Origin of the sequence: Pseudomonas sp. NPDC089752, assembly GCF_044748725.1 — a bacterium.
Lineage (GTDB): Bacteria > Pseudomonadota > Gammaproteobacteria > Pseudomonadales > Pseudomonadaceae > Aquipseudomonas.
The window spans coordinates 231,466-249,773 of the sequence record NZ_JBIVGP010000006.1 but is presented as its reverse complement, the minus strand read 5'-3'; the positions used below and the strand labels follow the sequence as shown (position 1 = coordinate 249,773).

The 18,308-nt window shown below is 62.1% G+C and carries 15 protein-coding genes; 5 read left to right on the top strand and 10 right to left on the bottom strand.

From position 1 onward, the window contains the following. Nucleotides 1-3 precede the first annotated feature (3 nt). Nucleotides 4-576, top strand: a complete 573-nt coding sequence (locus ACIPZF_RS12460; protein ID WP_400799402.1) for a CsiV family protein — start codon at nucleotides 4-6, stop codon at nucleotides 574-576. Nucleotide 577: 1 nt separating this feature from the next. Further along, nucleotides 578-3,904, top strand: a complete 3,327-nt coding sequence (locus ACIPZF_RS12455; RefSeq protein WP_400799399.1) for an SNF2-related protein — start codon at nucleotides 578-580, stop codon at nucleotides 3,902-3,904. A gap of 105 nt (nucleotides 3,905-4,009) precedes the next feature. Here ACIPZF_RS12455 and nagZ read toward each other — a convergent pair whose 3' ends face one another. Then, nucleotides 4,010-5,008: a beta-N-acetylhexosaminidase gene (gene nagZ, locus ACIPZF_RS12450; RefSeq protein WP_400799716.1), complete on the bottom strand. Its 999-nt coding sequence runs from the start codon at nucleotides 5,006-5,008 to the stop codon at nucleotides 4,010-4,012. Nucleotides 5,009-5,251: 243 nt separating this feature from the next. After that, nucleotides 5,252-5,959: a TetR/AcrR family transcriptional regulator gene (locus ACIPZF_RS12445; protein WP_400799397.1), complete on the bottom strand. Its 708-nt coding sequence runs from the start codon at nucleotides 5,957-5,959 to the stop codon at nucleotides 5,252-5,254. 226 nt (nucleotides 5,960-6,185) lie between these two features. Between ACIPZF_RS12445 and lexA the strand changes: the two genes are divergently transcribed. After that, nucleotides 6,186-6,794 (top strand): transcriptional repressor LexA, encoded by a 609-nt coding sequence (lexA, locus tag ACIPZF_RS12440; protein ID WP_400799394.1) that lies wholly within the window; start codon nucleotides 6,186-6,188, stop codon nucleotides 6,792-6,794. A 13-nt stretch (nucleotides 6,795-6,807) separates the two neighbouring features. After that, entirely contained in the window at nucleotides 6,808-7,284 is a 477-nt protein-coding gene (gene sulA, locus ACIPZF_RS12435; RefSeq protein WP_400799391.1) for an SOS-induced cell division inhibitor SulA, read from the top strand. A gap of 37 nt (nucleotides 7,285-7,321) precedes the next feature. Here sulA and ACIPZF_RS12430 read toward each other — a convergent pair whose 3' ends face one another. From ACIPZF_RS12430 to ACIPZF_RS12400, 7 genes are all read right to left on the bottom strand, one after another. Beyond that, on the bottom strand, nucleotides 7,322-7,555 hold the full coding sequence (locus ACIPZF_RS12430; RefSeq protein WP_003248777.1) for a hypothetical protein: 234 nt from the start codon (nucleotides 7,553-7,555) through the stop codon (nucleotides 7,322-7,324). Between the two features lie 50 nt (nucleotides 7,556-7,605). Further along, nucleotides 7,606-8,121 carry a DUF6586 family protein gene (locus ACIPZF_RS12425; protein ID WP_400799389.1) on the bottom strand — a complete coding sequence of 172 codons (516 nt, stop codon included), beginning with the start codon at nucleotides 8,119-8,121 and terminating at the stop codon, nucleotides 7,606-7,608. Between the two features lie 189 nt (nucleotides 8,122-8,310). Continuing rightward, nucleotides 8,311-10,920, bottom strand: coding sequence for a type I DNA topoisomerase (gene topA / locus ACIPZF_RS12420; protein WP_400799386.1), 2,610 nt, complete (start codon nucleotides 10,918-10,920; stop codon nucleotides 8,311-8,313). Nucleotides 10,921-11,020: 100 nt separating this feature from the next. Next, the gene (locus tag ACIPZF_RS12415; RefSeq protein ID WP_039601789.1) at nucleotides 11,021-11,272 is read right to left on the bottom strand and encodes a DUF1653 domain-containing protein; all 252 of its coding nucleotides are present in this window, start codon (nucleotides 11,270-11,272) and stop codon (nucleotides 11,021-11,023) included. A gap of 79 nt (nucleotides 11,273-11,351) precedes the next feature. Further along, nucleotides 11,352-12,527, bottom strand: coding sequence for an acetyl-CoA C-acyltransferase FadA (gene fadA, locus ACIPZF_RS12410; protein ID WP_400799383.1), 1,176 nt, complete (start codon nucleotides 12,525-12,527; stop codon nucleotides 11,352-11,354). Nucleotides 12,528-12,558: 31 nt separating this feature from the next. Beyond that, nucleotides 12,559-14,706: a fatty acid oxidation complex subunit alpha FadB gene (gene fadB / locus ACIPZF_RS12405; RefSeq protein WP_400799380.1), complete on the bottom strand. Its 2,148-nt coding sequence runs from the start codon at nucleotides 14,704-14,706 to the stop codon at nucleotides 12,559-12,561. 485 nt (nucleotides 14,707-15,191) lie between these two features. Then, on the bottom strand, nucleotides 15,192-15,629 hold the full coding sequence (locus tag ACIPZF_RS12400) for a hypothetical protein (RefSeq protein WP_400799378.1): 438 nt from the start codon (nucleotides 15,627-15,629) through the stop codon (nucleotides 15,192-15,194). Nucleotides 15,630-15,738: 109 nt separating this feature from the next. Between ACIPZF_RS12400 and ACIPZF_RS12395 the strand changes: the two genes are divergently transcribed. Next, nucleotides 15,739-16,179: a universal stress protein gene (locus ACIPZF_RS12395; protein WP_400799375.1), complete on the top strand. Its 441-nt coding sequence runs from the start codon at nucleotides 15,739-15,741 to the stop codon at nucleotides 16,177-16,179. Nucleotides 16,180-16,290: 111 nt separating this feature from the next. Here ACIPZF_RS12395 and ACIPZF_RS12390 read toward each other — a convergent pair whose 3' ends face one another. Further along, nucleotides 16,291-18,219: an ATP-binding cassette domain-containing protein gene (locus tag ACIPZF_RS12390; RefSeq protein ID WP_400799372.1), complete on the bottom strand. Its 1,929-nt coding sequence runs from the start codon at nucleotides 18,217-18,219 to the stop codon at nucleotides 16,291-16,293. Between the last annotated feature and the right edge of the window lie 89 nt (nucleotides 18,220-18,308).

Sequence of the window (18,308 nt, the reverse complement as noted above, 5' to 3'; positions counted from 1 at the left end):
TCCATGCATGCCATCCGTTGCCTGACCTTGTTGCTTGCGCTGATCGCGCCGGCCGCCTTCGCCGAAGGCCAGTATCAGGTGGAAATGATGCTTGTGCGGCAAAACAGCGTGCCGGCCATCACCAGCCAGTTCGCACCGGAAGACTGGAGCGCTGGCGCGCCACGCCTGGACAAAGGCGCCGAACGGCCGTTGGCGCTGGAAGATGAAGCCACCCGACTCCAAGCCACCGCTGACTACACCGTGCTGCTGCACAAAGCCTGGCAGCAGCCGGTCGGCGACGGGCCTAGCCGCATCGCGCTGGGCACGGGTGAAGAACAGTTCGGGCACTTCCCTATCGAAGGCAACTTGAGCATCACGCCGGGCCGCTTCATCGCCGTGGAAGCCAATTTCTGGGTCAACAAGCTCGATGGCAATGGCAGCGTCGTGCAAAGCGAGCAGTTCAAGCAGAGCAACAGCAACATGAAAGGCGGCCAGCTGACCTTCCTCGACGGCGGGCATCTGGCACTTCTGCTTAAAGTCACTCCACCGGGTACCCCGAAGATGCCAGTGATGGACCCGGAGATGATGGAGCAGTGATGTGAGCAAGGGCGATGCCCAGCAGTTGTTGAGGGCTTATCCGGACTGGGTCGATTTCATCGACGCCGGCGCGTTGGCACGGGGTCGCAAATATGCGGCGCAGGGGCGCATTCGCATCCTGTGGCAGCAAGGCACAGAGGTCGAAGCGCTGTGCAAGGGATCGGCAGGCCAGTCGTACAACCAGGAAATCAAACTGCTCCTCAACCGGGGCGAGCTTCGTGTCCATGGCAGTTGCAGCTGCCCGGTACGGGTGAATTGCAAGCACTGCGTCGCCGCACTGTTGCACCTGGAGAACGAAGGCAGCGAGCGTGAGGCCCCGATCAGCCAGGCGCAAGCTGCGTTGTCGCTGCCACCGGACCTGAATCAGTGGGTGCAGGCCCTGGAATCACCTTCCCAGCTTGCGGCCAGCCACGAACCTGTGCGCAAAGGCCCGGCGATCTACTACCAGATCCGCAAGGACCAGGAGCAGTATCGGCTCGAACCGATCAAGGGCACACGGCAGGCCGACGGCTCATTGAAGATCAGCCGCATCACCTCGATGCCCGAGATGATCTATTACACCCCCCGCTACGTCACAGAAGACGATGCGCGGCTCCTGCGCCTGATCGATGCCCGCAGCCAGACCATCACACCGGTGGTGCAACTGGAGGGCAAACAGGGCGCTGAAATCTTTAGCTACGCGTTGGCCACTGGCCGTCTTCTGATCGAAGACGACCCTGAGCCACTTGCCTACGGGCCACAGCTGCATGCCGACTTCCGCTGGGTCAGGCTGGATAACGGCAGCTACCGGGGCGCCTGGTACCACGATGATCATCTGCAACTGCAGGTGCTGCCCCTCGAACCTCTGCATTATCTCGACAAGCAGTCGCACACGACTGGCATCCTGAACCACGACCTCGATCCCTTCATCGCCAGCCAGCTTGCACGCGCCCCCGTGGTGCCGGAACACCTGGTCGTGCCCCTGAGCCATCGACTGAACGCCTTGAATCGCCAAGTTCCCACCCCGACCGCCGTGAGCACCGAGCAGATCGACAACATTGCACCAAAAGGCCGGCTGACCCTGGGCAGCCTCGAATTCAGCGCCTACATGCCCAAGACTGGCCGCATGCAGCGCCAGATGCAGCACCGCGCCGCCCTGTCTTTCGACTATGACGGCCTGCGCGCCAACGGTAGCGACGACAAGCCGCTTACCCGCCTGGTCGATGCAACCAGCCAACGTATCCGCCGCCAGCCCCAGGCCGAACAGGCGCTGCGTAAAACGCTGCGCGATCTGGGCTTCAAGCCCGCCACCCGGCAAAGCAAAGCCCTGCCCGACAGCGCCGGCGAAATGCTTGAGCTGCCCGACGATGAAGCCTGGCTGCGCTTCGCCCGCGATGGCCTGCCGCGCCTGCGCAAGGCCGGCTGGGATATCGACATCCACCGCGACTTCGCTTTCAACCTGCAGGAAGTGGACGACTGGTACGCCAGCATCGACGAAGCACCGGGCCACGAGTGGTTCGACCTGGAGCTGGGCATCGTCGTCGAAGGCCAACGCCACAGCCTGCTGCCGATCGTGCTGCAGCTGCTGCGCAGCAACCCCGAACTGTTGCGCCCCAGCGAGCTGGCCCGGCGCAGCGACGACGAGCACCTGCTGATCGACCTCAACCGCGGCCGCGCGGACGTCCCGGCGCTGCGCGTCGCCCTGCCCTACGGGCGGATCAAATCTGTCATGGGCACGCTCGGTGAGCTGTACCTGCATGAAGACAGTGCCGGCCCTGCCCTGCGCATGGACCGCGCGGACGCAGCACGCCTCAACGACATCGAGCACTTGCCGCTGCTCTGGGAAGGTGGCGCTCAACTACGCGACCTCGGCCGACGCCTGCGCGATGCCCGCGACCTGCAAGTAGACCCGCCCGCGGCGCTCAACGCCACCCTGCGCCCCTATCAGCAGCAAGGCCTGAACTGGCTGCAAGCGTTACGCGAAATGGGCACTGGCGGCATTCTTGGCGACGATATGGGCCTGGGCAAAACGCTGCAAACCCTGGCCCACTTGCTGTTGGAAAAACAGAACGGCAAGCTGGCCCAGCCTGCCCTGGCGGTGATGCCGACCAGCCTGATCCCCAACTGGCTCGACGAAGCCAAGCGCTTCGCCCCCGATCTGCGTGTGCTGGCCTTGCACGGCCCGGGCCGCAGCAAGCATTTCGCCAAACTGAACGAGTACGACCTGGTTCTGACCACCTACGCCCTGGTGCCCCGCGATCTCGACCACCTGCGCGCGCAGCCGTGGAGCGTACTGGTGCTGGACGAGGCGCAGAACATCAAGAGCAGCACCAGCAAGGCCGCCCTCGCCGTCTGCGAGCTGGAGGCCAATCAGCGCCTGTGCCTGACTGGCACACCGATGGAAAACAACCTGGGCGAGCTGTGGTCGATCTTCCACTTCCTCATGCCCGGCTGGCTGGGAGACGTCAAACGTTTCAACCAGGACTATCGCACCCCGATCGAGCGCCATGCTGATGCCGAACGCCTGGCCCACCTGGTGACCCGCATTCGCCCGTTCCTGCTGCGCCGGACCAAGGAGCAAGTGGCCACCGAGCTACCACCCAAGACCGAGATGGTCCACTGGGTCGAGCTCAGCGATGCCCAACGCGATACCTACGAGGCCGTGCGCGTAGCCATGGACAAGAAGGTGCGCGACGAAATTGCCCGCAACGGCGCAGCGCGCAGCCAGATCGTGATCCTCGATGCCCTGCTCAAGCTGCGCCAGGTGTGCTGTGACCTGCGCCTGGTAAAGGGGGTAGAAACCAAGGGCAACCAGGCCGACAAAGGCAAGCTAGGTGCGCTGCTGGAAATGCTCGAAGAGTTGCTCAGCGAAGGCCGTCGCGTGCTGCTGTTTTCCCAGTTCACCTCGATGCTGGCCTTGATCGAGCAGGAGTTGGAGAAGCGCAAGATCCGCTACAGCCTGCTTACCGGTGACACTCGCGATCGACGCACGCCGGTACAGCAATTCCAGCAGGGTGAAAGCGAAGTGTTCCTGATCAGCCTCAAGGCTGGCGGCGTGGGGCTCAACCTGACGGCGGCCGACACGGTGATTCACTTCGACCCGTGGTGGAACCCGGCCAGCGAGAACCAGGCGACCGACCGCGCCTATCGCATTGGCCAGGACAAACCGGTGTTCGTGTTCAAGCTGATCACGCGGGGTACGGTGGAGGAGAAGATTCAGCAGCTGCAGCAGGAAAAAGCGGCGCTCGCGGCGAGCTTGCTCGATGGTGGGGAGGCTGGGCAATGGCGACTGGGGGATGAGGAGATCGAGGCGTTGTTTGCGCCGTTGCCTGGGAAGCGGACTCGTTAGTACCGGCCTCTTCGCGGGCAAGCCCGCTCCCACAGGTGCAACGCCGCCATTGAGAACGGTGTTGTATCTGTGGGAGCGGGCTTGCCCGCGAAGAGGCCGGTGTGATCAGTCGACCAACTGCGCCTCGCGCAACGCCCCCAGCGCCTCCAGCCATCGTGGCTGCTGGCGATAATCGGTACACGCAAAGCCCTGCCCGCGCATCCGCGCAATCCGCGGCGACGGTTTGACCTTCATCCGCTGGGCCGCGCTCAACGCCAGCTCAGCCGCCGCCCGATCATTGCACACCAGGCCCATGTCACAACCGGCACTCAGCGCCGCCTCGATGCGATTGGCCGCATCACCGACCACGTGCGCACCGGCCATGGACAGGTCGTCACTGAAGATCACCCCGTCAAAGCCCAACTCGCCGCGCAGGATGTCCTGCAGCCACCGGCGCGAGAAACCGGCCGGCTGGTTGTCGACTTGAGGATAGATGACATGCGCCGGCATCACCGCCGCCAACTGGCCGCTCAAGCGGGTGAACGGTACCAGGTCCGCCTGACGCAGCTGCTCGAGGCTACGCTCGTCAGTAGGAATCGCCACGTGCGAGTCCGCCTCGGCCCAGCCGTGCCCTGGGAAGTGCTTGCCACATGCCGCCATGCCCGCCGCATTCATGCCACGGATGAACGCGCCGGCCAACTGCGTGGCGCGCAGCGGGTCGCCTTCGAAGGCACGGCTGCCAACCACCGCACTGCGCTGGTGATCGAGGTCGAGCACCGGCGCGAAACTCAGGTCGAGGCCGACCGCCAGGACCTCGGTGGCCATCACCCAGCCGCACTGTTCGGCCAGGTATTCGGCATTGGCGTTATCGGCGATAGCGCGCATCGCCGGCAGGCGCACGAAGCCCTGGCGCAGGCGCTGCACTCGCCCACCTTCCTGGTCGACGGCCAGAATCAGCTCGGGACGGATGGCGCGGATCGACGCGCACAGCTCACGCACCTGGCGCGGGCTTTCGATGTTACGGGCGAAGATGATCAAGCCAGCTACTTCCGGTTGACGCAGGAGCTGGCGATCTTCTGCGGTCAGCCATTTACCGGCGATATCCACCATCAGGGAGCCTTGCAGGCTGACGGTCATAGGTAATCCTTCAATTCAGACTGAGAGAAGCCCAATTAGGGCATGCCGCCTCGTCGATTTGCACCAGGCAACGTGCCGGGGGCATTCGAACAAACAAAGCAGATCGGTGCTGCGCAGGCGTTTGCAGCCATGGGCAAAGCCATGGACGCGCTGGTGGCAAGAGAGATGTGCAGTAAATGGAGGTCAGGCATGGGCGCCAGCTTAGCCGATGCGCCCTGCCCCGCCCAGCCTTCAGGCCTTGGCCGTGGTGGTGCCCGCTTTACTGCGCGGGCGCAACTGGGCGGTAGCCATGGCATCGTCGGTCACGCCGCTGTCGGCGCGCATGCCGGCGGCCAGGAACGGCACCATCAGGCGCATGACCTGCTCAATAGACGTATTGATGCCGAAATCGGTTTCGGCAATGGCTCGCAGTGCCTTGATACCGGACATGCTGAACGCTGCGGCACCGAGCATGAAGTGCACGCGCCAGAACAGCTCGAGCGGTGGGACACGCGGCGCGGCTTCGTTGACCAGCAGCATGTAGCGGCGGAATACCTTGCCATACATGTCTTCCAGGTAGCGTCGCAGGTGGCCTTGGCTCTGGCTGAAAGCAAGGCCCAGCAAACGCATGAAGATCGACAGGTCATTGTTGCTGCGCGGCTGCACCACCAACGCTTGCTCTACCAGCATCTCCAGCAGTTCTTCGAGGCTTGGCTTGTGTTCAGGCTTGGCCTGGCGACGCTCCAGCTCCCGCTCGAGGCTGGCGCAGAACGGCCCGAGAAACCGCGAGAAGACCGCCTGGATCAGCGCTTTCTTGGAGCCGAAATGGTAATTGACCGCAGCCAGGTTGACCCCGGCCTTGCTGGTGATCAGCCGCAACGAGGTTTCCGCGAACCCCCTTTCTGCGAACAGCTGCTCGGCAGCATCGAGAATGCGTTCAACGGTTTCCGATTGGGCCATCACCACTCCGCGAGACAGACAAAACAAACAGGTGTTTGAAACATACGTTTCAGCCCGTTGGATGTCAAGGCTCGGTGACCGTACGGTCGCCATTAGAAAGCGCCCGGTTTGAGGCTGCAAGCGGCATGACAGGCGGAGCGTCGCTTTTTCTTGGCTCTTGGAGCTTGCAGCTCATCCAGTACTGTATATAATTCCAGTCACTGTATAAAAAGACAGAGCGCCCGCCATGTTGAAACTGACGCCACGCCAAGCCGAAATCCTGGCCTTCATCAAACGCTGCCTCGAAGACAACGGCTTCCCGCCAACACGCGCCGAGATCGCTCAGGAGCTGGGCTTCAAATCGCCCAACGCCGCCGAGGAGCACCTCAAGGCCCTCGCACGCAAAGGCGCCATCGAGATGACCCCAGGCGCTTCACGCGGCATCCGCATTCCAGGCCTCGAAGCCAAAGGCGAAGAAAGCGGCCTGCCGATCATCGGCCGAGTCGCTGCCGGTGCGCCGATCCTGGCCGAGCAGCACATCGAGCAATCTTGCAACATCAACCCGACCTTCTTCCACCCACCTGCCGACTACCTGCTGCGCGTGCACGGCATGAGCATGAAAGACGTCGGCATCTTCGACGGCGATCTGCTGGCGGTGCACACCTGCCGCGAAGCCCGCAACGGCCAGATCGTCGTCGCCCGTATTGGCGATGAAGTCACCGTCAAGCGCTTCAAGCGCGAAGGCAGCAAGGTCTGGCTGATCGCCGAAAACCCCGAATTCGCCCCCATCGAAGTCGACCTGAAAGATCAGGAACTGGTGATCGAGGGTTTGAGCGTCGGCGTCATACGCCGCTGATCCAGGAGTCGTCATGCAGCAGCTCGTCCAAGCACAACAGCAGATTCAGCTTCCGCTGTTCGAAGCGTTCCTTGCCCAACCAGTACTGCCGGGCCTGAAGGCCAGCGAGCAGGCACGCAAGCACAGCCAACCGGACCTGTTCAGTGAATTATCCCTGCGTGGCGCTCCCGAGCATTGCCAGAGCCTGCTGGCACCGGTTCTACGCGAACTGAGCGAAGAGCAGGAGGCGCGCTGGCTTACGCTGATCGCCCCGCCCTCCAGCCTGACTCAAGCCTGGCTGCGCGAGGCCGGCCTCAACCGCGAGCGTATCCTGCTGCTGCAACCACGCGGCAACCAGAGCGCGCTGCAACTGGCTTGCGACGCCTTGCGCCTTGGCCGCAGCCATACCGTGGTCAGCTGGCTCGGTAGCGTCAATGCCACCGCCCGGCAACAGCTCCTGCGCGCCGCCAGCGCCGGAAACGCACAAAGCCTGAACATCCGCTTCGGCTGATGCTCAGGCTTTGCCTGCATGCGAATTGAACTGGATATCAGTGAAGTACGCGCGGCCCTTCGTCGCGCTCCAGTTCGCCATCCATGAGGCGACCTGCCATCTGCACGCCGACGCTCAGCATGGCCTTGGCGACTTCAACATGTTGGCCCTGCAGAAACACCTTGGCGTCTTCCGAGAAATCCAGGGTTACCAGGGAGCCTTCATCCTCGGCGCGACGCAGTTCGATCCGGCCATCAGGCAACTCGACAATTTCCAGAAAAGACGTAGACATAAAGGGTTGTTCTCCGCGAAAGGCCAGCATTGTACCAGCCACGGCGGCTATCAGCACTCACTCAACGCGTCACGGAAACGTCTCACCAAGCCCTTGAGATTACTCCGCCAGCTTTCCAGCGCTTGCCGCGACAGCTCTGGATGCTCGACTTCGTCGAGATTGACGGCCTGAATCAGTGGCTGAGTGACATCGGCTTTTGCGGTTTTTATCGCGACCGGTGGTCGGAACAAATCGGCATAAGCACTGAGCAGTTGCGCCAACCAAGTCTCCCGCTGCCTGGCCAACTCCAGCAACTCCGCAACTTCGGGGATAGCAATGCCATTGAGTGCATCCTCGGCTAGCGCTTGCTCGACACTGGCAGCAATCGGCAGGCGGTAGAAGCCGCCAATCTCATGGCACAACCCCAGCAACGCACCGTACAGATGGAACAGCGCCGCTTCACGCTCGGCCTGAACCAGGCCCTGGGCGTTCATGGCTTGGCTGTCAGTCGCCTTGGCCATGGATTCCAGGGCGAGGCCTGCAAAGAAAAGTTTCTGGTTGGTGCGGGTGTAGAGTTCCTGGGCCATTTTGAGTGCCCTCCGATAGGCTGCAAGGCGAATACCTGCATCATAAATGATTAGGGCCGCTTTGCGCCCCTTCGCGGGGCAAGCCCGCTCCCACAGGTTGAATGCGATGCTCGAGAGCGGCGCAGTATCTGTGGGAGCGGGCTTGCCCCGCGAAGGGGCGCGAAGCGGCCCCAATCAAGTCAATGAAAATCAGCGCTTGTCTTCAACCTTCCAAGAACCACCGTCGTAGAAGGCCTTCCAACCAGTAGGCTTGCCATCGACCTCGGACTGCACGTACTGCTCCTTGGTCTTGCGACTGTAGCGGATCACCGCAGGACGACCCTCTGGATCCTTCTGCGGCGCCTCGCACAGGAAATGGTACTTAGGATCGATCTCATGCTTGTGCGGCACGATCTCCAGCACCAGGGGCGCACGGGTCTCGCGATTCTTGGGGAACTGGCTGGCAGCCAGGAACAGCCCCGAAGCACCATCACGCAGCACGTAGGTATCGTCGACCTTCTCGCACTTGAGCTCGGGCATGTCCACCTTGTCCATCTTCGGTGGCGCCGCTTCACCGCTCTTGAGCAGTTTGCGCGTGTTCTTGCACGTCGGGTTGGTGCAGCCGAAGAACTTGCCGAAGCGGCCGGTCTTGAGCTGCATCTCGCTGCCGCACTTGTCGCACTCCAGGCTAGGCCCTTCGTAACCCTTGATGCGGTAGCTGCCCTCTTCGATCTCGTAGCCGACGCAGTCCGGGTTGTTACCGCAGATATGCAGCTTGTGCTTCTCGTCGAGCAGGTACGCGTCCATGGCGGTGGCGCAGATCGGGCAGCGGTGCTTGCCCAGCAGCACGCGCGACTCCGATTCACCCTCGTCGTCCGCGGCGATTTCATCGCCGGGCACCAGGTTGACGGTAGCCTTGCAACGCTCTTTCGGCGGCAGGCTGTAACCCGAGCAACCGAGGAACACACCGGTGGAGGCGGTACGGATCATCATCGGCCGGCCACATTCCTTGCACGGAATGTTGGTCATGGTCGGCTGGTTGGCGCGCATGCCGCCTTCGGCCGATTCGGCGGTCTGCAGCTTCTTGCTGAAGTCGCCGTAGAACTCGTCCAGCACGTTTTTCCAGTCACGCTCGCCCTGGGCGACGTCGTCGAGGTTTTCCTCCATGCCGGCGGTGAACCCGTAGTCCATCAGGTTGGCGAAGCTTTCCGAAAGGCGTTCGGTAACGATGTCGCCCATCTTCTCGGAATAGAAACGGCGGTTGTGCAGCGTGACGTAGCCGCGGTCCTGGATGGTGGAAATGATCGCCGCGTAGGTCGACGGTCGGCCGATGCCGCGCTTTTCCATTTCCTTGACCAGGCTGGCTTCGGTGAAGCGCGCCGGAGGCTTGGTGAAGTGCTGGCTCGGGTCGATCTGGATCAGCTTGAGTGCTTCACCCTGGACCATTTCCGGCAGTACGTCGTCTTCGCCTGGCTTGCTTTGTTGAGGCAGCACGCGGGTGTAACCGTCGAATTTGAGGATGCGGCCTTTGGCGCGCAGCTCGAAGTCGCCTGCGGCCACGGTGACGCTGGTGGACAGGTACTGGGCCGGCGGCATCTGGCAGGCAAGGAACTGGCGCCAGATCAGCTCATACAGGCGCTCGGCGTCACGCTCCATGCCGTTGAGCTTGGTCGGGTGGGTATTGACGTCGGACGGACGAATCGCTTCGTGCGCCTCCTGGGCACCCGCCTTGCTGCCATACACCACGGGCGCTTCGGGCAGGTACTGCTTGCCGAACTCGCGCTCGATGTAGCTGCGCGCCATGTCCACAGCGTCGGCCGACAGGTTGGTGGAATCGGTACGCATGTAAGTGATGTAACCCGCTTCGTACAGACGCTGGGCCATCATCATGGTCTTCTTCACCCCGAAGCCCAGGCGATTGCTCGCCGCCTGCTGCAGGGTGGAAGTGATGAACGGTGCCGAAGGCTTGCTGCTGGTCGGGCGGTCTTCACGCTTGAGCACGCTGTAGCTGGAGGCTTTGAGCTTCTCCAGCGCGGCCATGGCCTGGGCTTCGTTGAGCGGTTTGAAGGCTTCGCCCTTCTCACGCGCCACTTCGAAACGCACTTTGGCATTCTTGGCGGTGCCGAGGTCGGCGTGCACTTCCCAGTATTCTTCCGGAATGAAGGCGCGGATCTCGCGCTCACGCTCGACCACCAGCTTCACCGCCACCGACTGCACGCGCCCGGCCGACAGGCCGCGGGCGATCTTGGCCCACAGCAGCGGCGAGACCATGTAGCCCACCACGCGGTCGAGGAAGCGCCGCGCCTGCTGGGCGTTGACGCGGTGGATATCCAGCTCGCCCGGCTGCGAAAACGCATCCTGAATGGCTTTTTTGGTGATTTCGTTAAACACCACGCGCTTGTAGCGGGTGTCGTCGCCGCCGATGGCCTCGCGCAGGTGCCAGGCGATGGCTTCCCCCTCGCGGTCCAAGTCGGTTGCGAGATAGATGGTGTCGGCATCCTTGGCCAGGCGGCGCAGCTCTTCGATCACCTTTTCCTTGCCAGGCAGGATCTCGTACTTGGCCTTCCAGCCATGCTCGGGGTCGACGCCCATGCGCGCCACCAGCTGGCGACGGGACTTTTCTTTCGGCGAAAGGGCCGGAGCCTCACCCGCAGCCTTGCCCCGCTTGGCAGCCGGCTCTTTGCTGGCGCTGGCCGAACCGCTGGTGGGGAGGTCACGGATGTGGCCGATACTCGACTTCACCACGTACTGGTTGCCCAGGTACTTGTTGATGGTCTTGGCCTTGGCCGGGGATTCCACAATGACCAGCGATTTGCCCATGGATCGGAGTATTCCTGAATCTGAAGATGAAAAACGCGTCAGGTGCCGGACGCGGCACCGCTATATATAGTGGCGAAACAGTGAGGTCAAGCGCGGTCGATCATTCGTGCGCCTTGCCAAGCAGTTCCGGCAAGCCCTCTTCGGCCTTGACCAAAGCAAAGCGTGGCACCTGCTCGCCGTCAACCTCGACGGACTCCTGGAACATCGACAGCGGCCGAACCCAGAAGCTGTAATCACCATACAGGCATTGGTAGAAGACCATCCACTCTTCGCTCTCGGAGTGCCGTGCGACACTGAAGACACGGTACTCAGGCCCTTTGTAATGCCGGTATACGCCTGGTTGTATCTGCATGTCGCCTTCCCTCTTGAAACAAAATCTGTAAAAAACAAAAACCGGGGCACAGGGCCCCGGCTGCTGCCTTGCAACGCGATCAGACGCGTTCGAAGACCGTGGTGATGCCCTGGCCGAGGCCGACGCACATGGTGGCGACACCCAGGGTACCGCCATTCTGCTTCATGACGTTGAGCAGGGTGCCGGAAATCCGTGCACCAGAGCAACCGAACGGATGGCCCAGAGCGATGGCGCCGCCGTGCAGGTTAACCTTCTCATCCATCTTGTCGAGCACTTTCAGATCTTTGAGCACTGGCAGGGCCTGTGCGGCAAAGGCTTCGTTGAGCTCGATGAAGTCGATGTCGGCCATGGTCAGACCGGCGCGCTTGAGGGCTTTTTGAGTCGACGGCACCGGGCCGTAGCCCATGATTGCCGGGTCGACACCCGCGACGGCCATGGAGCGAATCACCGCCAATGGCTGGATGCTGAGGTCCATCGCACGCTGACCGGACATGACGATCATGCACGAAGCACCGTCAGTGATCTGCGACGAGGTGCCAGCCGTCACCGTACCGCCCTTGGGGTTGAACGCAGGCTTGAGCGATGCCAGGCCTTCGAGGGTGGTTTCCGGGCGAATGGTCTCGTCGAAGTCGAAGACCTTCAGGAAGCCGTTCTCGTCGTAGCCCTGCATCGGGATGATCTCATCCTTGAACTTGCCCTCGACCGTCGCCTTGTGAGCGAGCTGGTGCGAACGCAGGCCGAACAGGTCTTGCTGCTCGCGGGTGATGCCGTGCATCTTGCCGAGCATCTCGGCAGTCAGGCCCATCATCCCGGAAGCCTTGGCGGCGTGCAAGGACAGGTGCGGGTTGGGGTCGACGCCATGCATCATGCTGACGTGGCCCATGTGCTCGACACCACCGACCACGAACACATCACCGTTGCCGGTCATGATCGCCTGGGCGGCGGTGTGCAGCGCGCTCATCGACGAGCCGCACAGGCGGCTGACGGTCTGGGCAGCCGAAGTGTGCGGGATCTGGGTCATCAGCGAGGCCATGCGGGCGATGTTCCAGCCCTGCTCCAGGGTCTGGTTGACGCAGCCCCAGATCACGTCCTCGACTTCTTTCGGGTCGACCTTGCCGTTGCGCTCCAGCAGTTTGCTGATCAGGTGCGCCGACATGTCTTCGGCGCGGGTGTTGCGGTGCATGCCACCCTTGGAGCGGCCCATCGGGGTGCGACCGAAGTCGACAATCACCACGTCTCTTGGATTCAGGCTCATATCAAATTTCTCGCTCTAGCTCGTTGACCACTCAGTTGAAGAAGCGCTGGCCGTTCTTGGCCATTTCACGCAGCTTCGCGGTCGGGTGGTACAGCGGCCCAAGGTCGGCGTACTGGTCGGCCAGGGCAACGAATTCAGCCACACCGATCGAGTCGATGTAGCGCAGCGCACCGCCGCGGAACGGAGGGAAACCAATGCCGTAGACCAGGCCCATGTCGGCTTCGGCAGCGGTTTCGACGATGCCATCTTCCAGGCAGCGCACGGTCTCCAGGCACAGCGGGACCATCATCCAGTTGATGATGTCTTCATCGGTAACATCACGCTGCTCGAAGACGACCGGCTTGAGCACATCGAGCACGGTGGCATCGAAGACTTTCTTCGGCTTGCCACGCTTGTCGGTCTCATAGGCGTAGAAGCCCTTGCCGTTCTTCTGGCCCAGGCGGTTGGCCTCGTACAGGGCGTCGACGGCGGAGCGACGGTCGTCCTTCATACGGTCCGGGAAGCCGTCGGCCATCACGTCGCGGCCGTGATGGCCGGTGTCGATGCCGACCACGTCCATCAGGTAGGCCGGGCCCATCGGCCAGCCGAACTTCTCCATGACCTTGTCGATGCGCACGAAGTCGACACCGGCGCTGACCAGCTTGGCGAACCCGCCGAAGTACGGGAACAGTACGCGGTTTACCAGGAAGCCCGGGCAATCGTTGACCACGATCGGGTTCTTGCCCATCTTCTTGGCGTAGGCCACGGTGGTGGCAACCGCCACTTCACTGGACTTCTCGCCACGGATGACTTCCACCAGCGGCATCATGTGCACCGGGTTGAAGAAGTGCATGCCGACGAAGTTTTCCGGGCGCTTGAGCGCCTTGGCCAGCAGATTGATGGAGATGGTCGAGGTGTTGGAGGCGAGGATCGCGTCCTCTTTCACCTGGGCTTCCACTTCTGCCAGCACGGCCTGCTTGACTTTCGGGTTTTCGACCACGGCTTCGACGACGATGTCGACGTTGGCGAAATCACCGTAGGACAGGGTCGGGCGAATGGCATTGAGTGCCTCGGCCATTTTCGCCGGGGTCAGGCGGCCTTTTTCGACGCGATTGCCGAGCAGCTTGGAGGCCTCGTTCAGGCCCAGCTGGATGGCGTCCTCGCGGATGTCCTTCATCAGGATCGGCGTGCCCTTGACCGCCGACTGGTAGGCGATACCGCCGCCCATGATGCCGGCGCCGAGCACGGCAGCCTGCTTCACGTCGCGAGCGATTTCGTCGTGGGCCTTGGCCTTGCGCTTGAGCTCCTGGTCGTTGAGGAACAGGCCGATCAGGCTCTCGGCGACCGAGGTCTTGGCCAGTTTGGCAAAGCCGGCGGCTTCGACTTCCAGGGCCTTGTCTCGGCCAAAGTTAGCGGCCTTCTGGATGCTCTTGATCGCTTCGACCGGCGCCGGGTAGTTCGGGCCAGCTTGGCCAGCGACGAAGCCCTTGGCAGTCTCGAAGGCCATCATCTGCTCGATGGCGTTGAGCTTGAGTTTTTCCAGCTTCGGTTGACGCTTGGCCTTGTAATCCAGCTCGCCGCTGATGGCGCGCTTGATCAGGTCGAGGGCACCTGCCTGCAACAGCTCAGGGGCAACCACCGCGTCGACGGCACCTACTTTCAGGGCGTCTTCGGCACGGTTTTCCTTGCCAGCGGCGATCCACTCGATGGCGTTGTCCGAACCGATCAGGCGCGGCAGGCGCACGGTACCGCCGAAGCCTGGGTAGATACCCAGCTTGACTTCCGGCAGGCCGATCTTGGCGGTGCTGGACATGACCCGGTAGTCGGCCGCCAGGCACATTTCCAGGCCACCGCCCAGGGCAATCCCGTTGATAGCGGCCACGGTCGGCACTTCGAGGTCTTCGAAGGCATTGAAGATGCGGTTGGCTTCCAGGTTGCCGGCAACCAGCTCGGCCTCAGGCAGCTTGAAGTTGTCGACGAACTCGGTGATGTCGGCGCCGACGATGAACACGTCCTTGCCACTGCTAACGATCACACCCTTCACCGAGGCGTCGGCCTTGATGGCGTCGACGGCCTGGCGCAGCTCGTCCAGGGTCAGGCGGTTGAACTTGTTGACGGACTCACCCTTGAGGTCGAACTTCAGTTCGACGATGCCGCTTTCAAGAGCCTTAACCGTGATGGCTTTACCTTCGTAAATCATCAACTGATCTCCACGATATGGAAGCTGAACTGTACACGCCGATCGCTGGTGGAAAGCAGCCGTTCGCTGCCCTTGCCCAGGCACACCCGTCAGCGCGCTAGTCGGAACTATGAACGAGTGTTGTGACATACAAACGCTCAATTCATACGCCCGTTTGATTTGGGTACGCACACATTCTCCGAAAAGATCGGCGTTGTCAAATGCTCTCAAGCACGGTTAAAACGCGACTTTCCGGTCACTTTGTATCGTCCGGGTGCAAATCATGATGACAGTGATCGCTGATCATTCATGTCAGCGATTGACCACAAATAATCCCCAATGCTGCATTTTTCTCATGCAGGGCGCTGCACGCTGGCTACACTGCACTGGCTTGTAGAAATTCCCGGCCTGCCTGGCCTTTTCTGCGCGGCAGAAACGACAAAGCGGCAACTTGGCACCTACCCGTCGGGTGCTGCCAAGTTGCCGCTTTGTCGTTGATGGAGGCGTTACGCGAGGGTTTCGAACGCGTGGGCAATATCCTGCAACACAGATTTATCGCCACGCTCGCTCCAGTACAGGGCGAGCATCCGCGTATCGGCCTCGACCTTGTAGACGGTCGCCGGCAGCCGCGAGAACACCTCGTTCAGACGCGGCTCCTCACACACTTCACGCCACTGGTTCCACCACACGCCTGGGCTTACCTGCCAGTAACACCAGCTGTCCTCACGCCCACGGCTGCGCCCGCGGTGGTACTGCGGGCATGGGCTCGGCGGCTCTTTTTCCAGCCAGTGTGGCCACTGCTGCGGCGCCAGCTGCATGGCCAGCCCCATGCGCCGCGCCTCCAGGCGCAGGCTCATCTGCTCACCCTGCTTGCGCGACTGGCGCAACCAGGCGAACGGGCTGAGAATCAGCGCAAGGATTGACACCACCAGCAATACCGTCATATCTGTAGATCCCATAAAGCGTTGCAAATGAGCGGGTTACTCGGTTTCACGGAAGATCCGCCCGAAAGCGACCATACTTCTACTATCGCGATTGTCAGGAGTACTGCACATGTCCTATGAACATCTTCTGGTCGCTGTCGACCTGACCGAAGAATGCGACCCGGTGATCAAGCGTGCCAAGGCGATTGCCCTGGCGAGCGGCGCGAAGGTATCGCTGGTCCACATCGTCGAGCCCATGGCCATGGCCTTTGGCGGTGACGTGCCGATGGACCTGTCGCAACTGCAACAGCAGCAGTTCGACCAGGCGAAGGAGCGCATGGAGCGCCTGTTCAACAAATACCCGGATATCAATCGCGGCGATTCGCACCTGGTTTATGGCCAGCCACGTCAGGAGATTCACCAGCTGGCCAAGGACCAGAACTGCGATCTGATCGTGGTTGGCAGCCATGGCCGGCACGGTCTGGCATTGTTGCTGGGATCTACCGCCAATGACGTGCTGCATGGTGCGCCGTGCGATGTGCTGGCGGTGCGGTTGCAGAAGAAGGAATGACTTAGCCTGTTCCGGCCTCTTCGCGGGGCAAGCCCGCTCCCACAGGTACTCATGCAGTCCCTGTGGGAGCGGGCTTGCCCCGCGAAGAGGCCAGTGCAGACTAAAAGCTGATCAACCTTCCAGCTCGGCCCAGCGCTCTACCAAGGCATCCAGCTCGCCCTGCATCTGCTCCAGCTTCGCCAGCACCGCTGCGGTTTCCTCGATCGGCCGCTGATAGAAGCCCGGTGCTGCAACCTCTTCCTGAGCCGCTGCCATGCGCTGTTCGACCGCGTCGATCTGCCCCGGCAACATCTCCAGCTCACGCTGCAACTTGTAGCTGAGCTTCTTCTTCGAGGCATCGGCCGCGGCAGCCACTGGCGCCGGTGCAGCTTGCACTTCCTGCTTCTCCACCACCGCGCTATTGAGCTCGGACTTGCCGCCCTTGCTTTCGGTCACGCCCAACAGCCGCGGCGAACCGCCCTGACGGATCCAGTCCTCATAGCCGCCGACATACTCGCGCACCTTGCCCTCGCCTTCGAACACCAAGGTGCTGGTGACGACGTTATCGAGGAAGGCCCGGTCGTGGCTGACCATCAGCACGGTGCCCTTGTAGTTGGACAGTACTTCTTCCAACAGCTCGAGGGTTTCAACGTCCAGGTCGTTGGTGGGTTCGTCCAGCACCAGCAAGTTGGCCGGTTTGCTGAACAATTTGGCCAGCAGCAAACGCGCACGCTCGCCACCCGACAGCGCCTTGACCGGCGTGCGGGCGCGCTGCGGGCTGAACAGGAAATCGCCGAGGTAGCTGAGCACGTGGCGGTTCTGGCCGTCGATTTCGATGAAATCACGGCCTTCGGCCAGGTTGTCGATGACCGTCTTTTCCAGATCGAGCTGATGACGCATCTGGTCGAAGTAGGCCACTTCCAGTTTGGTGCCGCGCTCGACCTTGCCCGAGGTGGGTTCCAGGTCGCCGAGCATCAGTTTGAGCAACGTGGTTTTACCGGTACCGTTGGCACCCAGCAGGCCAATACGGTCCTGACGCTGCAGGACCATGGAGAAATCCTTGACCAGCATCGGCCCTTCGGCGTGGTGGAAGCTGACGTTTTCCAGCACCATGACCTGCTTGCCGGACTTCTCCGCCGCCTCGATCTGAATGTTGGCCTTGCCCTGGCGATCGCGGCGCTCGCTGCGCTCCACGCGCAAGGCCTTGAGCGCACGCACGCGGCCTTCGTTGCGGGTACGACGGGCCTTGATGCCCTGGCGAATCCACACCTCTTCCTGGGCCAGGCGCTTGTCGAACAGCGCGTTGGCGGTCTCTTCGGCCGCCAGGGCCGCTTCCTTGTGCACCAGGAAGCTGGCGTAGTCGCCGTTCCAGTCGATCAGCCCGCCACGGTCCAGTTCGAGGATGCGCGTGGCCAGGTTCTGCAGGAAGGAACGGTCGTGGGTGATGAACAGCACCGCGCCGTTGAAGCCGCGCAAGGCCTCTTCGAGCCAGGCGATGGCACCGATGTCCAGGTGGTTGGTCGGCTCGTCCAACAGCAGCAGGTCGGGCTCCGAGACCAGCGCCTGGGCCAGCAGCACGCGGCGGCGCCAGCCACCGGACAGCTCGGCCAGGGTCTTGTCGGCCGGCAGCTGCAGACGGCTCAGGGTGCTTTCCACCACTTGCTGCAAGCGCCAGCCATCACGGGCTTCGAGCTCGTGTTGCACATGCATGAGCTTGTCCAGGTCGTCGTCGCCCTGGATGTTCTGGCTGAGGTGGTGGAACTGCGCCAGCAACTCGCCAACGCCATCCAGGCCTGCGGCCACCACGTCGAACACCGTCCGCTCATCAGCGACCGGCAGCTCCTGCGGCAATTCGCCGATCTTGAGGCCGGGGGCGCGCCAGATTTCACCGTCATCGCCTTTCTGCTCGCCCTTGACCAGGCGCAGCATGCTCGATTTACCGGTGCCGTTGCGGCCGATGATGCACACCCGCTCGCCACGGGCGATCTGCCAGGACACTTTGTCCAGCAGCGGCATCGCGCCGAATGCGAGCGACACATCGCTGAATTTGAGCAGGGTCATGTTCGTCTCCAGAAAGCGGGCGCGCATTCTACCTGAGTTGGGCCATTCCGGCATTAAGTTGACTGCGTTGCCAGGGCATTGCGACATCC

Coding starts and splice junctions, on each gene's coding strand:
- fadB (WP_400799380.1), bottom strand. CDS start 14,706: ATGATTTACGAAGGTAAAGCCATCACGGTTAAGGCTCTTGAAAGCGGC.
- ACIPZF_RS12390 (WP_400799372.1), bottom strand. CDS start 18,219: ATGACCCTGCTCAAATTCAGCGATGTGTCGCTCGCATTCGGCGCGATG.
- ACIPZF_RS12415 (WP_039601789.1), bottom strand. CDS start 11,272: ATGCAGATACAACCAGGCGTATACCGGCATTACAAAGGGCCTGAGTAC.
- ACIPZF_RS12460 (WP_400799402.1), top strand. CDS start 4: ATGCATGCCATCCGTTGCCTGACCTTGTTGCTTGCGCTGATCGCGCCG.
- lexA (WP_400799394.1), top strand. CDS start 6,186: ATGTTGAAACTGACGCCACGCCAAGCCGAAATCCTGGCCTTCATCAAA.
- sulA (WP_400799391.1), top strand. CDS start 6,808: ATGCAGCAGCTCGTCCAAGCACAACAGCAGATTCAGCTTCCGCTGTTC.
- ACIPZF_RS12425 (WP_400799389.1), bottom strand. CDS start 8,121: ATGGCCCAGGAACTCTACACCCGCACCAACCAGAAACTTTTCTTTGCA.
- fadA (WP_400799383.1), bottom strand. CDS start 12,527: ATGAGCCTGAATCCAAGAGACGTGGTGATTGTCGACTTCGGTCGCACC.
- ACIPZF_RS12395 (WP_400799375.1), top strand. CDS start 15,739: ATGTCCTATGAACATCTTCTGGTCGCTGTCGACCTGACCGAAGAATGC.
- ACIPZF_RS12445 (WP_400799397.1), bottom strand. CDS start 5,959: ATGGCCCAATCGGAAACCGTTGAACGCATTCTCGATGCTGCCGAGCAG.
- topA (WP_400799386.1), bottom strand. CDS start 10,920: ATGGGCAAATCGCTGGTCATTGTGGAATCCCCGGCCAAGGCCAAGACC.
- ACIPZF_RS12400 (WP_400799378.1), bottom strand. CDS start 15,629: ATGACGGTATTGCTGGTGGTGTCAATCCTTGCGCTGATTCTCAGCCCG.
- ACIPZF_RS12430 (WP_003248777.1), bottom strand. CDS start 7,555: ATGTCTACGTCTTTTCTGGAAATTGTCGAGTTGCCTGATGGCCGGATC.